This window comes from uncultured Flavobacterium sp. (assembly GCF_963974175.1).
In the GTDB taxonomy this organism is placed as follows: Bacteria; Bacteroidota; Bacteroidia; order Flavobacteriales; family Flavobacteriaceae; genus Flavobacterium.
Genome location: NZ_CAXBBR010000009.1, coordinates 69,535 through 89,829 on the forward strand (window position 1 = coordinate 69,535; position 20,295 = coordinate 89,829).

20 protein-coding genes are annotated in these 20,295 nt (G+C 33.0%); 1 reads left to right on the forward strand and 19 read right to left on the reverse strand.

Annotation, left to right across the window (positions count from 1 at the left end; translation table 11 throughout):
• Nucleotides 1–118 precede the first annotated feature (118 nt).
• From AAC069_RS13700 to truA, 17 genes are all read right to left on the reverse strand, one after another.
• Nucleotides 119–901, reverse strand: a complete 783-nt coding sequence (locus tag AAC069_RS13700) for an enhanced serine sensitivity protein SseB C-terminal domain-containing protein (RefSeq protein ID WP_339921025.1) — start codon at nt 899–901, stop codon at nt 119–121.
• A gap of 189 nt (nt 902–1,090) precedes the next feature.
• The gene (locus AAC069_RS13705) at nt 1,091–1,462 is read right to left on the reverse strand and encodes a DUF4923 family protein (protein ID WP_339921026.1); all 372 of its coding nucleotides are present in this window, start codon (nt 1,460–1,462) and stop codon (nt 1,091–1,093) included.
• 371 nt (nt 1,463–1,833) lie between these two features.
• Nucleotides 1,834–2,310 carry a mechanosensitive ion channel domain-containing protein gene (locus AAC069_RS13710; RefSeq protein WP_339921027.1) on the reverse strand — a complete coding sequence of 159 codons (477 nt, stop codon included), beginning with the start codon at nt 2,308–2,310 and terminating at the stop codon, nt 1,834–1,836.
• 169 nt (nt 2,311–2,479) lie between these two features.
• Entirely contained in the window at nt 2,480–3,949 is a 1,470-nt protein-coding gene (locus AAC069_RS13715) for a serine hydrolase domain-containing protein (RefSeq protein ID WP_339921028.1), read from the reverse strand.
• A 139-nt stretch (nt 3,950–4,088) separates the two neighbouring features.
• A complete protein-coding gene (locus AAC069_RS13720) occupies nt 4,089–5,243 on the reverse strand; it encodes a helix-turn-helix domain-containing protein (RefSeq protein ID WP_339921029.1) in 1,155 nt (384 codons plus the stop codon).
• A gap of 191 nt (nt 5,244–5,434) precedes the next feature.
• Nucleotides 5,435–5,824, reverse strand: coding sequence for a hypothetical protein (locus tag AAC069_RS13725; RefSeq protein ID WP_339921030.1), 390 nt, complete (start codon nt 5,822–5,824; stop codon nt 5,435–5,437).
• Between the two features lie 166 nt (nt 5,825–5,990).
• Nucleotides 5,991–6,557 carry a hypothetical protein gene (locus AAC069_RS13730; RefSeq protein ID WP_339921031.1) on the reverse strand — a complete coding sequence of 189 codons (567 nt, stop codon included), beginning with the start codon at nt 6,555–6,557 and terminating at the stop codon, nt 5,991–5,993.
• Nucleotides 6,558–6,719: 162 nt separating this feature from the next.
• Nucleotides 6,720–7,625 carry a hypothetical protein gene (locus AAC069_RS13735; RefSeq protein WP_339921033.1) on the reverse strand — a complete coding sequence of 302 codons (906 nt, stop codon included), beginning with the start codon at nt 7,623–7,625 and terminating at the stop codon, nt 6,720–6,722.
• Between the two features lie 160 nt (nt 7,626–7,785).
• Nucleotides 7,786–8,370, reverse strand: coding sequence for a hypothetical protein (locus tag AAC069_RS13740; protein ID WP_339921034.1), 585 nt, complete (start codon nt 8,368–8,370; stop codon nt 7,786–7,788).
• A 159-nt stretch (nt 8,371–8,529) separates the two neighbouring features.
• Nucleotides 8,530–9,390, reverse strand: coding sequence for a hypothetical protein (locus AAC069_RS13745; protein ID WP_339921035.1), 861 nt, complete (start codon nt 9,388–9,390; stop codon nt 8,530–8,532).
• A gap of 164 nt (nt 9,391–9,554) precedes the next feature.
• On the reverse strand, nt 9,555–10,460 hold the full coding sequence (locus AAC069_RS13750) for a hypothetical protein (protein WP_339921036.1): 906 nt from the start codon (nt 10,458–10,460) through the stop codon (nt 9,555–9,557).
• A 159-nt stretch (nt 10,461–10,619) separates the two neighbouring features.
• Complete coding sequence (locus AAC069_RS13755; protein WP_339921037.1) at nt 10,620–11,219, reverse strand: tyrosine-type recombinase/integrase; 600 nt, start codon at nt 11,217–11,219, stop codon at nt 10,620–10,622.
• A 20-nt stretch (nt 11,220–11,239) separates the two neighbouring features.
• Nucleotides 11,240–11,503 (reverse strand): GIY-YIG nuclease family protein, encoded by a 264-nt coding sequence (locus tag AAC069_RS13760; protein WP_339921038.1) that lies wholly within the window; start codon nt 11,501–11,503, stop codon nt 11,240–11,242.
• Nucleotides 11,504–11,515: 12 nt separating this feature from the next.
• Nucleotides 11,516–11,827 (reverse strand): site-specific integrase, encoded by a 312-nt coding sequence (locus tag AAC069_RS13765; RefSeq protein WP_339921039.1) that lies wholly within the window; start codon nt 11,825–11,827, stop codon nt 11,516–11,518.
• A 409-nt stretch (nt 11,828–12,236) separates the two neighbouring features.
• Entirely contained in the window at nt 12,237–13,625 is a 1,389-nt protein-coding gene (gene lpdA, locus AAC069_RS13770) for a dihydrolipoyl dehydrogenase (protein ID WP_339921040.1), read from the reverse strand.
• A 441-nt stretch (nt 13,626–14,066) separates the two neighbouring features.
• Nucleotides 14,067–15,821 carry an ABC transporter ATP-binding protein gene (locus AAC069_RS13775; protein WP_339921041.1) on the reverse strand — a complete coding sequence of 585 codons (1,755 nt, stop codon included), beginning with the start codon at nt 15,819–15,821 and terminating at the stop codon, nt 14,067–14,069.
• A gap of 175 nt (nt 15,822–15,996) precedes the next feature.
• Nucleotides 15,997–16,737 (reverse strand): tRNA pseudouridine(38-40) synthase TruA, encoded by a 741-nt coding sequence (gene truA / locus AAC069_RS13780; protein WP_339921042.1) that lies wholly within the window; start codon nt 16,735–16,737, stop codon nt 15,997–15,999.
• A gap of 567 nt (nt 16,738–17,304) precedes the next feature.
• Here truA and AAC069_RS13785 point away from each other — a divergent pair.
• Nucleotides 17,305–17,805, forward strand: a complete 501-nt coding sequence (locus tag AAC069_RS13785; RefSeq protein ID WP_339921043.1) for a metallophosphoesterase family protein — start codon at nt 17,305–17,307, stop codon at nt 17,803–17,805.
• Here the strand turns inward: AAC069_RS13785 and AAC069_RS13790 are convergent, their stop codons facing one another.
• Nucleotides 17,806–19,503 (reverse strand): ATP-binding protein, encoded by a 1,698-nt coding sequence (locus AAC069_RS13790; RefSeq protein ID WP_339921044.1) that lies wholly within the window; start codon nt 19,501–19,503, stop codon nt 17,806–17,808.
• 32 nt (nt 19,504–19,535) lie between these two features.
• Nucleotides 19,536–20,198 (reverse strand): response regulator transcription factor, encoded by a 663-nt coding sequence (locus AAC069_RS13795; RefSeq protein ID WP_339921045.1) that lies wholly within the window; start codon nt 20,196–20,198, stop codon nt 19,536–19,538.
• Nucleotides 20,199–20,295: the final 97 nt, after the last annotated feature.

A 20,295-nucleotide genomic window follows, 5' to 3' on the forward strand; every position in this document is an offset into this window, starting at 1 on the left:
ATTTTCTGCTAAACGAAAACTTGATGCGAAGCGGTAATTCCACTAAATTCCAGCTATGTAAAAATGGCGGTTGGTGGCTGCCTTTCTTTTCGGCTGTTTTTTATAAAATATCTATTTACTATTCGCGCTTATAAAATGGCTCTACACTATTTAAAAAATAATCACTTAGACCATTTTTCTTATCTACTTTAATGAAGTCAACAAAGTCGTCTGCATCTAAAAATTGTTTTGCTGTAAAACCTGCTTCTTGTGTTAAATTTTCAATATTTCCGTCTGCCTCTAGTCCGAAAATATAATGAGGAGGTTCTCCACTTTCGGAATCAAAAATCCAACCAAGATAAGCTGCTTTTAAATTTGGTTTATTTGCAAACAAAATTTTTAAAGAATTAATGATTTCGGTTGGGTATTTTGTTGGTTGTCCGATTTGAACTTTAGTCTTTTTCTCAATTGTTAATGTTTTTGATGTGTCAGTTAGAATTTTACCACTTAACATTCTTTCAACTTCATCGGGTAATAGTTCTTTACCATATTCCGAATATGGATTAAGAAGAAAAGTTGCTCCTTTTGCTAAATCGAAAAGATTTTCTCCTGTCATTTCCATATATTCAACTTCTTCTTTAACAATACCTTTATCAAATATCCTATCTGTTGATGTGAATACTGGGATTTTTCCATCTGGATACGAAACTATTTTAACTTTAGTATCTTCTTGCAAAATTTGACTGCCTTTTTGGATTTCAGAATTTTGGGTAAGAATAATTAATTCGGCAGAAAGTATACGCTTATAGAATTCTGCTCTATATGCTGGTTCCGTTGCTGCTTTTTGAAGAAGAGTTTCTAAAGTAAAATTATCCAACGGCTGTTGGCTTTTTTTCTTCTTAAAGAGGTCGAATAATCCCATTGAAATATTTCTGTTTTATTTGTTAGATTCTTGATTCTGCGGTAAGGTTGCCCATAACGTCCTGGTACTATAGTGGGTTTGGGACTAAATAAAGCCCTATTTTTCGTATTTGCTAAATCATCCCAAATACGAAACCAACTTTCCATTAAGCCAATTGCCCAAATGATTTGTAGTAGCTTTTAGCCGGTGTTAGATTTTTTTCATTAGAAATTCTCCCAATCCAAGTTTCAATATTACTTCGGTTTCGTTTAGCTTTAGAATTAAAAGGTTAAGTTCTTCTTTTTCAGGAGTAATTAAAGTAATCAATTTTGTTTTTTCATTAAACGACCATTTTCCTTTCATATTTTGGCCAAATGCAAAAGCATTAAATTCGCTATTACTTTTAAACTCAAAAGTCATTTTATTAATTATATCTGCTTTTAAGGTTTGTCTGCCGAGATCATCAACTTCTTTATTTAAAGCTTTCTTAAAAATCCATTTTCCTTGTAAATTCCCTGCGCTTTGAGCGCTCAAAGACATACTTACTAAAAGAAAAAAGAACATTATAATATTTTTTTTCATACAATTTTAGTTTTATTATTGATTGTTGCACGAGTACTAATAACTCATAACGTTCCGCTACTACAACGGGTTTGGGATTATATCAAGCTATATTTTCGGTAAAAGACTGAACTTTGAAACACAAAACCAACTTTTCATTAAGCCAGTTGCCCATATCCGTTGTAGTAGCTGTTAGGCACAGTATTTTTATATTCGTTCTTTAAAAACTCCATAATCAGTAAACAAATTTGATTTCATTTTCTTTTTAGGAGTTAAAAAATAAGTCTTGCAAGATATGATTTCATTTGTACTTTTTGACAATATTAAATCTTCAATGTCAATTGATATAATTTCAAGATTATTATTTTGTTATGCATTGATTTTCTTTTTTATCATTTTTTGAATAAATACATTGTTTGGGATGGATATTTCCTCCGATTCTTTTTTGTTTTGAGAATAACAAAAAATAGACCTATATCACTAACTCTTCCTTCAACTTCATAATCTTTGTCAATTATGGTGATTGTGTCTTCAAGTTTAACTGAGTGATTAAAAAATATAATTATACTTGAGGTTATATTTGATAGAATTGACCATTGAGCGAACAATGCGATTCCAATAACAGTAAGCACTGTACTAATAAATAAAGCTAATTCCTTTTGGTCAACTCCCCAAATTAATAGAATAAAAATTGAAAAAATTGAAAAATAAATTAGATTTAGTGCTTTTTTTATAATTTTCCCTCTTTGTTTTTGAACTATCTTTTTTGTCATAGTTCTATCAATCAGTTTGCTCGATATTATTCTCAACAGGATATAGGCTACAACTACAATTACAGATTCTATGATTTTATGATTATTTGGTTCCATATTTTTGAATTCAGTTGTTTTTTGGTTACTTACGTACAACGTTTTGCGGCTTTAAGAAGTTGGGGATTTGTAAGCCCGAAACTTTCGATTAAACACCGAAAATCAAAAGTACAAAACAAACTTTAAACTCCCTAAAAGCCCAATTTCTTAAAACCGCTGTTGGCAGTAGTTATTTTTCAATAGCAATTAATGGAACTTTGCTATTCAAATTATCCCTTGTTAAGATTACAGCATTTGGCTTCCCTTGGTCAAACTCAAATTGTAACAAGTTAGGATAATCGATAATTCTAAATAATCCATTTTTTAGATAGACCAACTCATTATCATTTTTTCCTTTAAAATGTTCCAAAAGCTGAGATTCTACATAGAGACGGTTATTTTTTTCTACTATTTTGGTTTCAACTCCCTGACCATAAAGAAAATCATCATAAGTACCAATCAGTTTTTCTTTTAGAGTTAAAGGTATTTCCTGAATTTCATCATTAAATGTTTTTCCTTTCCAGTCCATCAGTTGTAGAATTGTTTTTTGCGTGTGACTCATTACAGGGAAACGATTAGGTTTTTCACCATTGGCAAGAAATGCAAAGCCATTTCCACCTGTCATAGTAGCTCCCAAAGTACCACCCACTCCAGTGTTAGAACCGTTACACAAAAACCAATCATAGTTATTGTAACCGAAAGACTTTTGCCATCCATAGCTCCAGCCGCCAACAGCATTTTGTAACGCCGTTACTGCTGTTACTTTTTTTGCCAAAGTATTAGAAATTACTTTATTGTTTTTATTACGTAAAGCATTTTGCATTTCAATAGCCAGTTTAGCCAAATCCGTTGGTGTAGACCACATTCCTGATGGTGCAACTTGTGGAATAATTGGCATTCCTGTTTTAATCACTTTTCCGTCTTTATCATGAACAAGAGCCACATTAGTTAGAAATCCATTTTCATTAGGCTGTATCATTGTTGTATTGTTCATGCCAATAGGAGAAAAAATATAGTCTGATGCAAGCACTGCAATAGGTTTATTAAAAGTGTCTTCTAATGCCATTTGAATAATGGTATAACCACCACCGCTGTATTGCCAGCTAGTTCCAGGTGTAAACAAAAATTCTATTTCTTTATCATATCTCGGTATTTGCCCTAAAAGACTTTGCTTTAGTGTTGGAATAGCTTCTCCGTCATAATGGTCTTCAAAACCACCTTGACTTGTACCAGCTGTATGATTCAGAAATTGTTTCCAAGTTGGACTATTATTTTCAGTAAACTTACTTTTTGGCAAATGCCAACGTTTTAAGTATTTGTCTATGGGCTCATCTAAATTAATTAAGCCTTTTTCTTCAAGCATAAAACAAAGTAGAGCTGTAATAGGTTTTGAAATTGATGCCGTTGAAAAAGCAGTGTTTTTATCTATCTTTTCTTTGGAATTTACCGATTTTACACCAAATTGCTCAGAATAAACGATCTCGTAGTTTTCAAAAACAACAACACTAAATCCGGGAAGTTTGTATTTTTCTAATTGTGGGTTAATGTTTAAGCTGTCGGTAAGAAAGTTGTAATCTGTTTTTTTTGTCGATGCTTTATGACTTGTTTGGCCACTCGAGATCGTTACTAAAAGAAGTAGTAAATAAAAAGGGTTTTTCATGGTATCGTATTTTTAAGTTAAAAAATTATTTCGATACAAATTTGAGATAGAAATCAAGACTAGGCGACCGAGTGGATGTATTCGAACGCTTTTGTTTTAAAAAATAAGTACGAGTAAATAAAACAACAAGTACGAATAGTTACAAAACATTGTTATACAATATTTTACGATAATCAGTTGGTGTGCTACCTGTGTGTTTTTTAAAAGCCGTATTAAAAGAAGATTTCGAATTAAAGCCCACTTCATAAAGAATTTCTAAAATAGTTACCTTACTTTTTGTATTGTCTTTTAAAATTTCCATAGCATGTTCTATTCGATAAGAATTAACGAAATCATAAAAATGCTGATCTAATTCATGATTGATTAAAATGGATAACTCCCGAGTTGGGATTTGAATTGTATTTGAAATATCTTGAATGGTTAGAGAAGGATTTAGAAAGGGTTTTTCGGCAATCATAAACTGTTTTAATTTCAATAACGTATCCTCTTGCTTTTTTTCATTTCCTGCCAAAGACTCGCTGTCTTTATCTTCCAGAATAATATCAGAAACCAATTTTAATTTTGAATCGATATTTCGAAACAAACCTGGATTGTTTAATGCTTTCAATAAATACCAACAAGTAATAAACAATTGAAAAATTAGGAGTCCACTATTGATCCCTTCAGAGATGTATTCATATTCCGAAAATTTAAAAATGTTTTTTACAAGAGCAATCAAATATAAAATTGTCAGTGCTGTTGTAAACTGGAACAACCACTGATAGGAATTAATATTGGCTCCTGCATAATTTTCAAGGTATAATTTTTTTGTTTTTCGCAATAGCATAAAAACTGCAATAAGATAAACAACGATTTGAGTATGAAAAAGAATGTGATTGAATTGCAGTTCAAATATACTTTGACGATTTTGAAGAAAATTAATTTTAGATACTTCATTTACGGAGTAAAAACGAGGTAATAAAATAACATTTCCAATCAAAAATGGAAGCAGGTGTACTAAATATTTGGGTTTAAGCTTAAAATCTGAATAGCAAACAGATAAGACATACAGATAAAAAACAGGAATTTGTAAGAATGCAAATGTATTTCTAAGCATTCCTAGATTTGAAGGTTTTTGAACGACTAAACTTAGCAAAGGTCCACTAACATCTATTGCCGTTAAAATTAAAAAAATAGCAAAAAGAGCATTGCTTGTCTTTTGTTTTGTTTTAATGCTAAATAGAAAAAAGGCAAGAAACAATGAAATGAACAGCGAAATTGAAGTTACAATAACCAATAAACTAATATTATCCATTCTTTATTTTCTTTTGTTGCATTAAGTTATTGAATTCGTCATTACGATTTATAATTACTGCCAACGTTTTGCCGCTTTGAGATGGTGTGTGGTTCGTAACCTTTCAATTTTCGGCTTTGAATAAATATGATGCGAAGCGGTAATTCCACTAAATTCCAGCTAGCTCAAAATGGCGGTTAGCAAATCGGTTTTTAATTCCATTCGACGTTCAGTTTATCCAATTCGTTTTTCAATTCAGTAAGTGAATTCGGGTCGATTATTTGTGTATTGATTGTCAATTTAGTTTTTTCTGTTTTTATGATATAATCTCCAGCAAATTTTTTGATTTGCTTTATATCAGTTAGATTTATTTTCTTTCCAAATGGACTATTCTCTTTTATAAATCCGTGTTCAATTGTTAAATATTTATTTTGCCTTTGGTAAAAATACAAACTCAAATACATTGCAGAAATTACAATCCAACCATAATCAGTCCAATTCGGTTTATCTGTTGTTAGAATTAGGATAAAAAACCAAACTAACCACATCAACCCGAAAATTAGATTGAAATTCTTATTTCTTTTTTTATAACTTATTTTCATTTTTAAGCTTTTTTACTTGTGTTTGTCTTAAACTGTTTGCTAACGTTTTGCCACTTTGAGATGGTGTGTGGTTCGTAACCTTTCAATTTTCGGCTTTGAATAAATATGATGCGAAGCGGTAATTCCACTAAATTCCAGCTATTTAAAAATGGAGGTTATGCAACGTTTATTTTTTTAATGTAGAAATCATGGATTTGATATCACTTCGTAAAATTTCTAATATTGTTTGTTTGTCTACCAAAGTTTTTTCTGTCTGAGGCTTTTCTGTAAATTGATACCAATACGGACCTTCTTTTACAATAATGAAATTGTTAGGAATTTCTTTAATTTTAATAAATTGAGAATCGCCTTCTAGCGGAACAATTTTTTCGGCATAATCATTTCCAGTATTTTCTTTGTACATGCTTTTCAAGCTTTTCCTTTTAATATCTGGCATTGCATGACTTCCTTCATATAGAAAACCAACTTTTGATTTTTCGGAAAAACAAATTGCAGTAACATATTCTCCATCACTAATCTTTATTAATCTAAATGTCGAAATCCACTCAAAACCAGCTTTTTTCATCTCTTCTTCTAAGATTTGGGCAACTTCGTATTTGTTAACCCAAGCTGTTGTCAATTTATTACCAGGCAAAAATTTTACAAAATACTCATAATAATTTTCTGGTGTGATTTTTTGGGCTTGTGTTTGTAGGCTAACTAAAACTAATAGTAATAAAAGGATTTTTTTCATTTGTTCATTTTAAGATTGACGTGTTTTTTTAAATGTTGCACAACGTTTTGCTGCTTTGAGATGGCTGGAAGTGCGTAACCGCTCAATTTTCGGCTTAACGAAAACTTGATGCGGAACGATAATTCCACAAAATTCGCAAATGGCACAAGACGTGTGTTAGCACTAGCCTTTTATGTAATTTTTTAATAAATTTTCTGGTTTATAAGTATCAATTTTATCTTCTGCTATAAATTTTATATTAACTAACTTATTTAGTGTTTTACAGTACTCTCTTATAGTTTTACGATATTGGTATAAACTAAGTGGATACTCATTACCAGAATATATAACTAAAAGAGTAGGGGCACTGCGTCTTTTAAAAGTTTTTTCATAATACTTGGACGAAAGAGTTAATTGAGTTGCAGCCTCTTTTAAGTTTTCAATTGAAATTGTGTTTTTATAAAACTTTATCTCGATTATTTTATCTGATCTTAATGAAATATCTTTACTCTTTAAGATTACGTCATAATTAAAATTTCCGATTTTAATGTTTTGTGAAGGAGAGTATTCACGCTTGTAAAATTCGGCCAATTGTAAGTAAATTCGATTTTCTATATTTAAGTAGTTATCAATATCTTGGTTTAAATTTTCATCAATATTTAAATCATTTTCGTCATCATTCAGTTCGATATCATCAGCTAATTTAATATCATCAGCAATTATTTCTCTCTTCATTTCAGTACTTAAATTTTGAAACTCCTTTGATTTTAATTCTTCATCTTGAATTCTGTCTGTTATAAGTTGCCGTTTGTTCCATCTATACAATCCTAAAAAAAGCATAAGAAAGCCAGTAAGGACTAAAGTCGAAGATATAATGGGAAATAAATTATTAACTGTCAAGAGCGTATTTTGCTGATTTTGAATAATCTCTTTTGCAATTGGTGTCAGTTTTTTTATTTTTTCTTCATCAATTAGGACTACAGAATTATTTTGAATAATAAACCACGGTAATAAAAATGCTAGACCAATGAAGATTGTACCTAGTGAAGTTAAGAATCTATTTATATCTGTAAACTCAATTTTATTCATATTTTTTTCCCGATTCGATTGTTGGTTAGTGCTAACGTTTCGCCACTTTGAGATGGCTGGAAGTTCGTAAACGCTCAGTTTTCGGCTTAACGAAAACTTGATGCGAAACGGTAATTCGACTAAACTCCAGCTAACTCAAAACAGCTGTTATGTGCTGGCTTTAATTTATTCCAATAACGTCTTTTCGAACTTCTTTACGCCATTTCCGACCATATTTTTTGTCTAGATAATTAAAAACAGTTTTATTGTATTGAATTACACATTCTTCATTTGGAGGCATACAACCAAAATCATAGTATTCTATATTATACTTTTTCTCAAATTCACCTTGATTATGATAAATTATTGGAGCAATACTCCCAATTAGTAGCAATCTTGGTTTCTTTAGTTTAATATCGATTTCGGCAATCTCTTTATTTATTTCGCAATCTGAGGTTACAAGTAAATCGAAATTGGTAATCGACTTATCTTTTATCTCAACTTCAAATTCTTTTGGTTTTATATTGAAATCGATAACTTTAATCTTATAAACTCCGCTTTTTAAATTTTCGAATTTGTAGTTTCCTAAACTATCAATATCAGCAATTTTGAGATTTGGCCTAAGTTCTAATAATATGCTTTTTGGCGTAATAAGTTCAAGTCCAAAAAGAACTTTTAGATTTCCACTAATGCTTAATCCATTCGATTTATCTTGACTATAGATCGAATTAATAAAGAGTAATAATATGAATACTGATTTTCTCATTTTTTGGTAAGCTTGCACATAACGTTATGTGGCTTTGCAAGGTTGCGAACTGCGTAATTGATTACTTTCCGCTAAGATAAATGTTCTTGCGAAACGTGAACTTGAATTTAGCAGAAAATTCGCAATCTTGCAAAACCGCTGTTATGCGACGTTTTAATATTAAATTTCTAGTTCTGGAATTGCTTCTTTCATACTTTCATTGTGATAATTTTTAAGCCAAATAATTTTAGACTTTATTTTGTTTAATACTTTCAAATTTTCCTCGTCACTTTCAAGATTTATCTGTTGATCAATATCTATTATCTTTTGTTTAATTATATCTCTGTGTACTACAAGAAATCCATTAACTGTCTTTAAAGCATCCAAATTCCCAAGCATTGTAGTAAATACAATTCTAATATTGTATTTCAAATAATCTAAATAATAAACCCCATCATCATCAACTCTTAAAAATGTATCTCGATCATAAATTTGTTTCGAGATGAAATTGAATGCTTTAATGAATTGTGTATTGTCTGTGATGTTTTGGCTTAATACAATTCTAGGATTTACAGCTCGTTTTGACTCATTAAAATACGCATCAATCACTCCGTCACCGACAGCATAATTATCACGTATTAAACAATACTTATTGGATATTCCACCTCGCACTAATATTCCGTGTTCTTTTAAACAATTAAATATGTATGTTTGAAGTCGATTCATAATTATAAATAGAGTGTTCGCTGAATGCATCATCCGAATTTGCTCTGAAAGAATCTCTTCAAATTCTTTTGGTTTAAAATTAATAATTAACGAATCTGAAACGAAAGTTGTTTGGATTTCATAATATTTGTACAAATCAAAAGACTCACTTTGATAAAGATTTTTAATTTCGGGATTATTTTGGTCATTAAAAATCTTCTCATTTGATTTCATAAAATCAAGAAAATCATTAGCATACTTATCGTTGTTGATTTCACCGTTAATTTCGCGGTAACCGAGCATATCGATAAATAAAACCCATTGTTCTAATTTCATACTTTTTTGGTTTCTGTGGGTAAATGTCGCATAACGTCTTGCCGCTTTGAGATGGTGTGTGGTTCGTAACCTTTCAACTTTCGGCTTTGCAGAAAAGTTGATGCGAAACGATAATTCCACTAAACTCCAGCTAGCTCAAAATGGTGGTTGGCAGATGTTTTGTATTAGTTTGCACTTGGAACTGTAAGTCTTTTTATTTTAGATTCTAATCCTATTAATTTAGTCGGGTCTGGAAATAAATTTGATACATTTTCTGGTGCGACCAATGCTGGATGTATTTCTGCACCTTTACCGATTAATTCAGCAAAAATTGTAATCGAGTTTTTTATTTTTTGAATATTTTCGGGTGCATTGACTTTAAAATGTTCAGAATTCAAGTGTTCGGCTTCAGCTTGAATCATTAAATTTGTTTCTGCTTTTTGTGCTTTTAATATATCTTCTAAACTTTCATTTTTAACTTTTAATCCTCTGACTTGTTCTTCTAATAATTTTCCTTCCTGAATTTTTTTGAAAATCACTGCAGCTGACCAAACTAAACTGGCTATGACAGTTACAGCGGTTGTTCCAACTAAAACATTGAGCCATATAGAACCATTTTCAACACTAATAATTCTAGTTTGTCCATTTACTTCTTCGTTAAATATTACTTGTGTTAATCCAACGTGGATTTCTCGAGATACTTTCGAAAGCTCATCAAAGTCATTTACAGGAGGTAATTTTATATTTATTGAGTCAATACTTTCTTCTGGAACGGTGCTTTTTAAGACTTCATAAAAATTTTCAATTAAACTTTTTAAAAGATTTAATTGGATTGATATTAGCGAATTTTCATTAGCTTGAACTCTAATAGTATCATTTGAAGTTGTAAAAATTGCTGAGTCTAATAGAATTTTAGTGACGCTTTCAAAAAGTCCCATTGATTCTAATTCACTTATTATTACTCGTAATTCTTTTAAATTTGAAATTTCATAAAGTGTATTATTGGCATTCGGTATTTGGTTAATTGTCCAAATTAAGCGAGTTTGTATATTCTGTAGTTGAAGTTTAATTAGCTTTAATGATGCTTCCATATAAATTATTATCTATTTCTTTTTGTTTTCTCTCGGTTTTTTCTAAAATATCTGCCAACTTGTATATAGACGAAATAAAACTTCGCCAATCTACCCTTTTTTCGGTGTATATGTGAAGTTTCGTTTCGTTTTGTCCAATCAAATATATTACTTTATTTCTTACAAATCATCAAAGGGGCTTTTTATTTGTTGCAGGCTTTTCGTACTAACGTGAGTGTATATTTCAGTAGTTTTACTGCTATTATGTCCTAATAATTCCTGAATATAGCGCAAATCAGTGCCGCTTTCTAGTAGATGAGTTGCATAACTGTGCCGCAACCAATTTAAAGTGACAGGCTTTGTGATTCCTGTTTTTTGTAATGCTTGCTTTAAAATACTTTGCAGGCTTTTTTCAGAATAGGGTTGTCCAGGAGCTTGTCCTTCAAAAAGCCAGGTTTTTGGTTTGTAAGCGATATAATATTCACGAAGCATTGTTAATATCATTGGACTCAGAGGTGTAATTCTATCTTTTTTTCCTTTAGCATTCTTTAGCAGCACAATATTCCTTTTCGAATCAATATCTGAGAATTTTAAATTTAAAAGTTCACTTCTGCGTAACCCGCAACTGTAAATCATGCTTAGCATTGATTTATGTTTGATGTTGCTGTGTGCGTTCAAGATCAGTTTTATTTCTTCTTTACTTAATACATTAGGTAAAACTTTGGCCCTTTTGGGACGGTGAATTTTATCAACTTCCATTTTGGTTTCTCTGACCGTCATAAAAAATAATTTTATTGCATTTACCCCGTAGGATAAAAAAAATGACGCATTCGGTTTCTAAGATATATTTTTCCATTTCCGGATTTTAAATATTTCTCTCTCCTGGTAGCATCTTGTTGGTTTATGCATCCTTCAAAATATATTAATTTTAGAGGCAATCTATATTTAGTAGATTGCACTTTAGCTGATAGATGTTCATTTAACCTCTTTTTTAAATCGGAGGTGTAACCAGTATAAAACTGATTATCTTTTTCACTTAACATAACATAAACGTAGTAATACATAGGTTCGATTTTTTATCCAACGGGGTGAACAATCTGATTTTGATACGAGGCCGAAAGCTTGTTCTTCAATATATAGTCGTTGTTGTATATAATCACGTCTTCATTTGTGATTTTGGCAACTGGTTTTTCTCTATAGAAGACCAGGAAAGATTTCAAGGCTTCGCTATAAGTTGCAATGGTGCTTTGGCTATAGCGTTTAGAGCGCAGCCATTGCTTGAATTTCTCAATTTGCTCTATTCCCTCCATTGATGGTAAAGAGTGGGAGAGTGGTGCTATGTTGAAACGTTCTCTGTTTTCTATCGTGTCAGGAATATGCCAAAGCATTTTTTGTTGACTCCATCTTGCTCCGTCTACTTGTTTGATACGGGATATTAAGTCGGCATTTTTTTCAAAATATACGGCTATACGTTTTTATGTCTTGTGTACGATGAGTTTTGCTGTCCAGTTCGTAGTGTGCTGATTTTCTGGTTTTAAAGGTAAGAAAAAGAGAGTATGAAAAGGGAGAAGTGAGTGTTGAAAATAGAAGTGGTGTGTGGTGCTCGCGTGAAGGATGGCAGTGGAAATCCTTTTATGTAGTGCAACGAAATAAAAGATTGCAATGTACAGCCTGACGCTGCTGGAACGGAGTGGAAGCTGGGGCACGCCCATAAAAAAATCCGACTTGCTTTCACAAATCGGATTGATGTAATTGTTGTAGGGATACACTTCAGTGCGTCTTTACATGTTGATTATTTTACAAATGTATTACTTCGCCATAAGCGTCAGCAACTGCTTCCATAACGGCTTCACTCATTGTAGGGTGAGGATGAATTGCTTTTAGGATTTCATGTCCTGTAGTTTCCAGTTTACGAGCTACAACTGCCTCAGCAATCATATCAGTTACTCCTGCACCTATCATGTGACATCCTAACCATTCACCATACTTGGCATCAAAAATTACTTTTACAAATCCGTCTGGTGTTCCAGAAGCTTTTGCTTTTCCTGATGCTGAGAAAGGGAACTTACCAATTTTCAATTCGTATCCTTTTTCTTTAGCTTGTTTTTCAGTTAAACCTACAGAAGCAATTTCAGGAGTGGCATAAGTACAACCCGGTACGTTTCCGTAATCGATAGGCTCTACATGCATTCCTGCAATTTTCTCCACACAGTTGATTCCTTCAGCAGAAGCTACGTGAGCTAATGCTTGTCCCGGTGTAACATCACCAATGGCATAGTATCCAGGAATGTTAGTTGCGTTGTATGCGTTTACAAGAATTTTATCTCTGTCAGTAGCGATTCCTACTTCTTCCAGTCCAATGTTTTCAATGTTAGTTTTAATTCCAACAGCTGAAAGTAAAATGTCTGCTTCTAGGACTACTTCTCCTTTGGCCGTTTTTACAAATGCTTTTACACCTGCTCCAGTAGTATCAATTTTCTCAACAGAAGAGTTGGTCATGATTTTTACTCCAGATTTTTTCATTGAACGCTCCATTTGTTTCGAAATGTCTTCGTCTTCAACAGGAACAATGTTTGGCATAAATTCTACAATAGTTACCTCAGTACCCATTGAATTGTAAAAATGTGCAAATTCGACACCTATTGCCCCAGAACCTACGATGATCATCGATTTTGGTTGTGTAGGTAAAGTCATTGCTTGACGGTAACCAATAACTTTTACGCCATCTTGCGGCAAGCTTGGTAATTCACGAGAGCGAGCTCCAGTAGCAACGATAATATGGTCTGCACTATATTCTGTAACTTTATTGTCTTTGTCAGTAACATCAACTTTTTTTCCTGGTTTTAGTTTTCCAAAACCATTAATTACGTCGATTTTATTTTTTTTCATCAAGAACTGAACTCCTTTACTCATGTCTGAAGCAACGGTTCTACTGCGTTGTACTACGGCAGGAAAATCTTTGTCAAATGATGAAACAGTCAATCCATAATCAGAAGCATGTTTTAGATAATCAAAAACCTGTGCTGATTTTAATAATGCTTTGGTAGGGATACAACCCCAGTTCAAGCATACACCACCTAAGCTTTCTTTTTCAATCACGGCTACTTTAAAACCTAATTGCGATGCTCTAATGGCAGTAACATATCCGCCTGGTCCACTTCCTAAAACAATGATATCGTATTTCATTTTTACACGTTTTTCTAAATTAATTGATTTGGCGAATTTAAGAATTTATTCTGTTTTGGGAAAGATTAGGAGGAACAAAGTTTTAAAGATTAAAAAAGTGAGGTTTAAGAATGAGTTTAAAGCGAGGGTAGTGGGGCAAAAGGAGGGGTGGAGTTGGGTAAAAGTGAGAAGTGAATCGTGAATCGTGAGTAGTGAGAAGTGAATTGTGAAAAGTGAGTAGTGAGAAGTGAATTGTGAAAAGTCCATGAACCAGTAGTAATCCTCAATCAGTTTTAAATATTTATATAAAAAGGGTTCAACTTTAATTAAAAAGCTAAACCCTTCTGTTCTTTAATTTATAACCTTTTACGACGATTTCAAATATAAGTTAATTACTTCTCATAACCCATAACCTAACACCCAAAACCCAACCCCCAAAACCCATAACCCATAACCCAAAACCTAATTAGCTACTGAAAACTGTGAATCATACAGGTTCTTATAATAGCCGTTTTCTTTATTGATCAATTCCTGATGTGTTCCTTGTTCCACGATTAATCCCTTATCCATTACCACAATTTTATCAGCATTGATTATAGTTGCGAGTCTGTGGGCAATTACAATCGAGGTTCTTCCTGTGGTTATAGTTTCCGTAGCACGTTGTATCAATTCTTCAGAATAAGTATCAATCGAAGAAGTCGCTTCGTCCAGAATAAGAATACTAGGGTTACTCACATAAGCTCTCAAGAAAGCAATCAATTGACGTTGTCCTGAAGACAGCATTACGCCGCGTTCCTTTACATCAAAGTCATAATTATCCGGTAAACTCATAATAAAGTCATGTACCCCAATTTCCTTGGCCGCAGCCAAAACATCTTCTCTAGTAATTGTAGAGTTGTTCAACGTTATGTTGTTGAAAATAGTGTCAGCAAATAGGAATACGTCTTGCAGTACCACCGCAATTTGCTTGCGCAGTGATCCCAAAGTATAGTTTTCAATATTTTCATTATCAATACAAATGGTACCGCTATTAATTTCATAAAAACGGTTTAGTAAATTGATAATAGTAGATTTTCCAGCACCTGTAGAACCTACGATAGCAACAGTTTCTCCCGCTTTTACATTTAAATCGATTCCTTTTATCACCTCTTCATCAGGAATATAGCTGAAACGGACGTCTTTGAACTGAATATTTCCAAGGAATATAGGCGCTTCAACGGTTCCTGTATCTTGAATTTGATCTTGTGTGTCGATAATGGCAAAAACACGATTGGCAGCAATCATTCCTAGTTGCATCTCATTGAACTTATCAGCAATCTGGCGCAAAGGATTAAATAACATCCCTATAAACATCGTGTACGAAAACAAATCTCCAAAAGTGGTGAAATTATCGCCATTCAGTATCTTGATTCCGCCATAAAAGATAATAAAACCAAGGGTTAGCGAGGAAATAATATCAGCAATGGGAAAGAAAATGGAGTTGTAAAGAATTGTTTTTATCCACGCCTTTTTATGTTTGTCATTGATCTCTTTAAATTTATTGGCTTCAATTTCTTCCCTGTTGAACAGTTGCACAATCTTCATTCCCGTCACTCGTTCCTGTACAAAGGAATTCATGTTTGAAATTTGGTTTCTAACGTCCTCAAAAGCCACTTGCATCTTACGCTGAAATATTCTCGTTATAAACACTAAAACAGGCATCGCCACAATCACAATCCAAGTCAATTGCCAGTTCATGTAGAACATGAAAAACAGCACCACCACCATTTTCATTAAGTCACTGATAATCATAAATAAACCCTGACTAAAAATACGCGCAATTGATTCGATATCCGATACAGATCGGGTTACCAGTTGACCAACCGGTACCAAATCAAAATATTTCATTCTGAAACTCAAGATGTGTTTGAATAATTTGATTCGAATGTCTTTTACGATGTCTTGTCCTAGCCAGTTCGCCCAAAAAACAAAGTAAAACTGGGAGAATACTTCGCACAACAGCACTATACCCATCAAGGTGATGTAGTATAATAAGCCTTTGGCATCCTCGGTTTGGATGTATCCGTCTACGGTTTGCTTCAGTAAATACGGACGCAACGCAGCAAATACGGATAAGGAGATGGCAAATATAATTACGCCGTTAAAACGCCATTGATATGGCTTAGTATATTGTAATATTCGTTTGAATAATCGGGTGTCGAATGCTTTTGCTTTCATTTTTTTTAAGCTGAATTTAGTTCAGTTTTTTCAGGAGCTTAATCCTGCTGTTCATTACAATCTTGACCGCCGAACCCCGGCGCTCAAGGATTTCCATTGCCATCAGGGCTATGGATGTATTTATTTTAAAGTCCTTGGTGCTAAGTACTAATCACTAGGTACAAAGGATTTTCTCTTATGAGCTAATATAATCGTATTCTATTTCAGTCAGATATAAACCATGAGCTGGTACTGAAAACCCCGCTTTATCTCTATTTTTATTTAGGATGATGGTATTAAAATCATCAAGTGTAATCTTGTTTAGCCCTACGTTTACTAATGTTCCCACAATAGAACGTACCATATTTCTCAAAAAACGATTGGCCGAAATCGTAAATACGAGTTGGTTGTTGTTTTGTTTCCAGTTCGCTTCAAAAATCGTGCAATCAAAGGTATTTACGTCCGTGTTTACCTTCGAGAAACATTGAAAATCGATGTGATTAAACAACAGCGCTGCCGCTTTATTCATCAGTTCAACATCTAATTTTTGATGAAAGTACCAACTCTGCTCTTGCAAAAATGGATCCTTAAAAGTGTTGACATGGTATTCATAGGTTCGCTTTAAAGCATCAAAACGGGCATGAGCTTCGTCTGCAACGGCAATAATATCGTAAACCGTAATATCTTTTGGTAAAAAAGAATTGAGTTTATGAACTAAACTCGGCACGTCAAAAGGAGTTTCAAAATCAAAATGAGCATACATTTGCTTAGCGTGAACACCAGTATCTGTACGTCCGGCTCCCATAACACTGATTTCTGAGTTGAGCAAGGTAGAAACAGCCTTGTTCAGTGTTTCTTGAACTGACGCCGCATTCGGTTGGTATTGCCAGCCGTGGTATAGGGTTCCGTTATATGCTAATTTTATAAAATACCTCATTTGAACTTTCAGATTTCCCTCTTTTTACTTCACAATCAGATTGCGCTTAAGGAAATCATGTTTACACAATTAATGGCACAAAGATACTTATTTAATTTTTTTCAAGTAGAGCCAAAGTCATACTATTTTTGTAACTATTTCGCTGTCATTCACGACTCCTTTGTTCGAGTGTTTTGGCTGATAGAATGTGATTAGTTACGGGAATCTATAGCCAAAATGTATCGGGATCTTTTGTTTAACTGCTTGTTCTCGATATAATTTTTAAAGCGGGACATTATTTTTATAGGATATTATTATACGTAACTTTAAAAATCACTCGAACTGAAGTGAGGTTTGCCATAAGCTTTAGAAGACTATATCAACCAAAAGCAAGCTTTTTTTGGGCTGAAATTTATTTTTTATTTGGAGTCGGAATGTCTAATTTTACCAAAATTCCTAGCCCAGATAGAAGTGTTATCCTTTTTATTTTTTGTCTTTAAAAAAATAAAAAAATACAAGCGGATAGCTGGATTAGCTCCTTAAAATTAAAATCGAAGCCCACTAAAATCAAAAAAATAACATAAAATTTTGAGTAAAAAAATTCTTTTGCTTTCTGATACACACAGTCACATTGATGATACCATATTGAAATATGTCGCTCAGGCGGACGAGGTGTGGCATGCCGGAGATATTGGCGATTTAACCGTGACTGATACTTTAAAAAAACTAAAGCCGCTGCGTGCGGTTTATGGAAACATTGATGATGCCAAAGCGCGCTTAGAGTTTCCGCTTCACAATCGTTTTATGTGTGAAGGGGTTGATGTATGGATTACGCATATTGGTGGGTATCCAGGGAAATACAATCCTGCTATAAAAGCGGAGATGGCTGCAAATCCACCCAAATTATTTATTTGTGGGCATTCGCATATTTTGAAAGTTATGTTTGATAAGAAGCATAATCTGTTGCATATGAACCCCGGAGCTTGCGGAAAAAGTGGGTTTCATCAGGTACGCACCATGTTGCGCTTTGTAATAGAGGGAGACAAAATAAAAGACTTGGAGATTATTGAAATTGAAAAACGAGTCTAGCTATGCAAGATGTGAAATAGGAACTTTAATGTGTATTGATGTTCCTGAATTTAGTTTGGACTGTACAACTAGCTCCCCTTTCATATTGTTTATTCTGGCATTAATTTGATTCAGCCCAAAACCTTCAATAGTATTGTATTTGTTAGTGTCAAAGCCTGTTCCGTTATCCCAAACATGAATTAGTAATTGATCGTTTACTTGCTGTAAGCTAAGGGTTGTGTTTTTGGCCCCGCTGTGTTTATTGATGTTATTCAACAACTCCGTTATCATAAAATACATTTTCATTTCAAATTCAACATTGTATCGTGTTTTTTCATCGATTGTACTTGAATATTCAAACTGGATACTGGAATTTGAGTTTTTTTCGCACAAATCATTAAGCGCATAAAAGAGGCCGAAACGCGCCAGCAATGAAGGTAAAAGTTCATGGGACAAATCGCGTACCTTATCATGGGCTTCTTTTAAGATGGCTTTTGTTTTTACTATTTCTTCTGATTCGATAGTATTCTTCGAACTAAATACACTCAAATGTAAACCTGCCGATGATAGTAAAGCGCTGATGTTGTCATGCAAGAAGTTGGCAATTTTTTTTCGTTCCAGCTCTTGACCATTGATGGATGCATTAATGATATTTTCCTGAATTTTACTTTGGATTTCGCTGAGCTTGTTTTTTTGTTTCAGTTTTGTATTTTGAAAGAAAAAGTAGAAAAGGATAATGGCTAATAGCAGTAATGAGATAATAATAACGCTTATTTGCTTGTTCTTGGTCTGTTTTTCTATCAGTAGCTGCTCTTTGGTTTTGTATTTTGTCTCGATATTATCAACCTCTCTTTTGTATTCATCTAATTGGAGATTGATTCCAGCGACATTGATTTTTTTTACCTTCTCTTCATAATTAAGGTTTGCTGTGATGGTATTATAGGCTGCTAAATTTTGATATGCTTTTTCAAAGTCGCCATTTTTCAATAAAAACTTAGAATATTCCTGATGTGTAAATGATAGATCTGATTTTTCGTCTCCTTTTTCCCCCAGTAAGATGGCTTTTTCAAAGAAAGAAGTGGCTATTTTAGGTTCGTTTCTGTAGCCATAATACATTCCATTAAGCATATTTAAGGCAACAATTGTTGATTCGTCGCCAAATTTAGGATGGTATTTATTGACAAAATCGAGGTACGGGGCGCCTGAGTTGAAATCGCCAATGTCAAAATAAGCCCAAGTTATATTCAGATTTGTAAAAACAATTTGTACTGAATCGCCAATTCTTTTGCTATAATCAAGTGACTTTTTATAGTAGTAAATCCCTTTTTTGTATTCTTTTTTATCAAAACAATAGATGTTTCCTAGATTGTTGTAGAGCCAGTTTTTTAATTCGCTATTGTTGGTTCTGTTAGCATATACAAGTCCTTTTTGATAGTAGAAAAAAGCTTTGTCGAATTCACTTAACTCATCAAAATTAGCTGCAATAGTATTATAACAACTTGCTATTAAGTAATCATCATTAATTTGGATTGATTTTGTTAAGGCAATTCGTGATTTTATTAATGATTTCTCGTATTTCTGTTCTTTCATCAGAAGCGTTGCTTCACGAATTATATCTGCTATCTTTTGTTTGTCAACTAGATTAGATTGAGCAAATATACTAGTACAAGCAGTAAGCAGTAATAAAAGAATTAATAACGGTTTGTTTTTTAAAAGCATAGACAACTACAGATTATGAAAAATAAATAAACTTATGATTTAATCAATTTGTTTTTAAGAGCAAACTTAACCAAGCTGATTGTGTTCTTTGCTTTTAGCTTTTTCATGATGTTTTTACGGTGCGTTTCGACGGTATTAGTGCTGATAAACAATTTCTCACTAATCTCTTTTCCGCTATGCTCTAATGCAATTAAAATGATAATTTCAAGTTCTCTCCCCGTTAAAATGGAATCTACGATTGAATTTTCCTTGTTTAATTTTGAATTGTTTTTTGTTGCGGTATTGAATATTTTTTCTCTAACAGTATTACAAAAATATTCTTCTCCGTTAGAAACAGCTTGAATAGCTTCCACAATATTTTCTCCAGCACATTGTTTAGTCAAATAACCGCTCACGCCTAATTTCATGACTTCCTGAATAATCTTTAAGTCATCATAACTAGATAGGATTATTACTTTGCACGGATACCCTTTTTTTGTAAACTCTTTAATTACTTCTATTCCGTCTTTTTTTGGCATGCTAATGTCCAGAATAAGAATATTTGCCTTATTGTTGATTACTTCATCATAAAGGTTGGTGCCGTCTAAAGAAAACCCGATGACCTCAAAATTAGGGACCGTATTTAGCAGCGTACGCATACCGTCTATTAGTACTTGATGATCATCTGCAAGGTGTATTCGTATTTTATCTTTCATGCCGTAGGGGATTAGACCAAAATTAGAAAAAAAAGGACAATAATTTACTTAAATAGTTTTATTTGTTGCGCTATTCTCAGTTATGGGCACAAAAAAA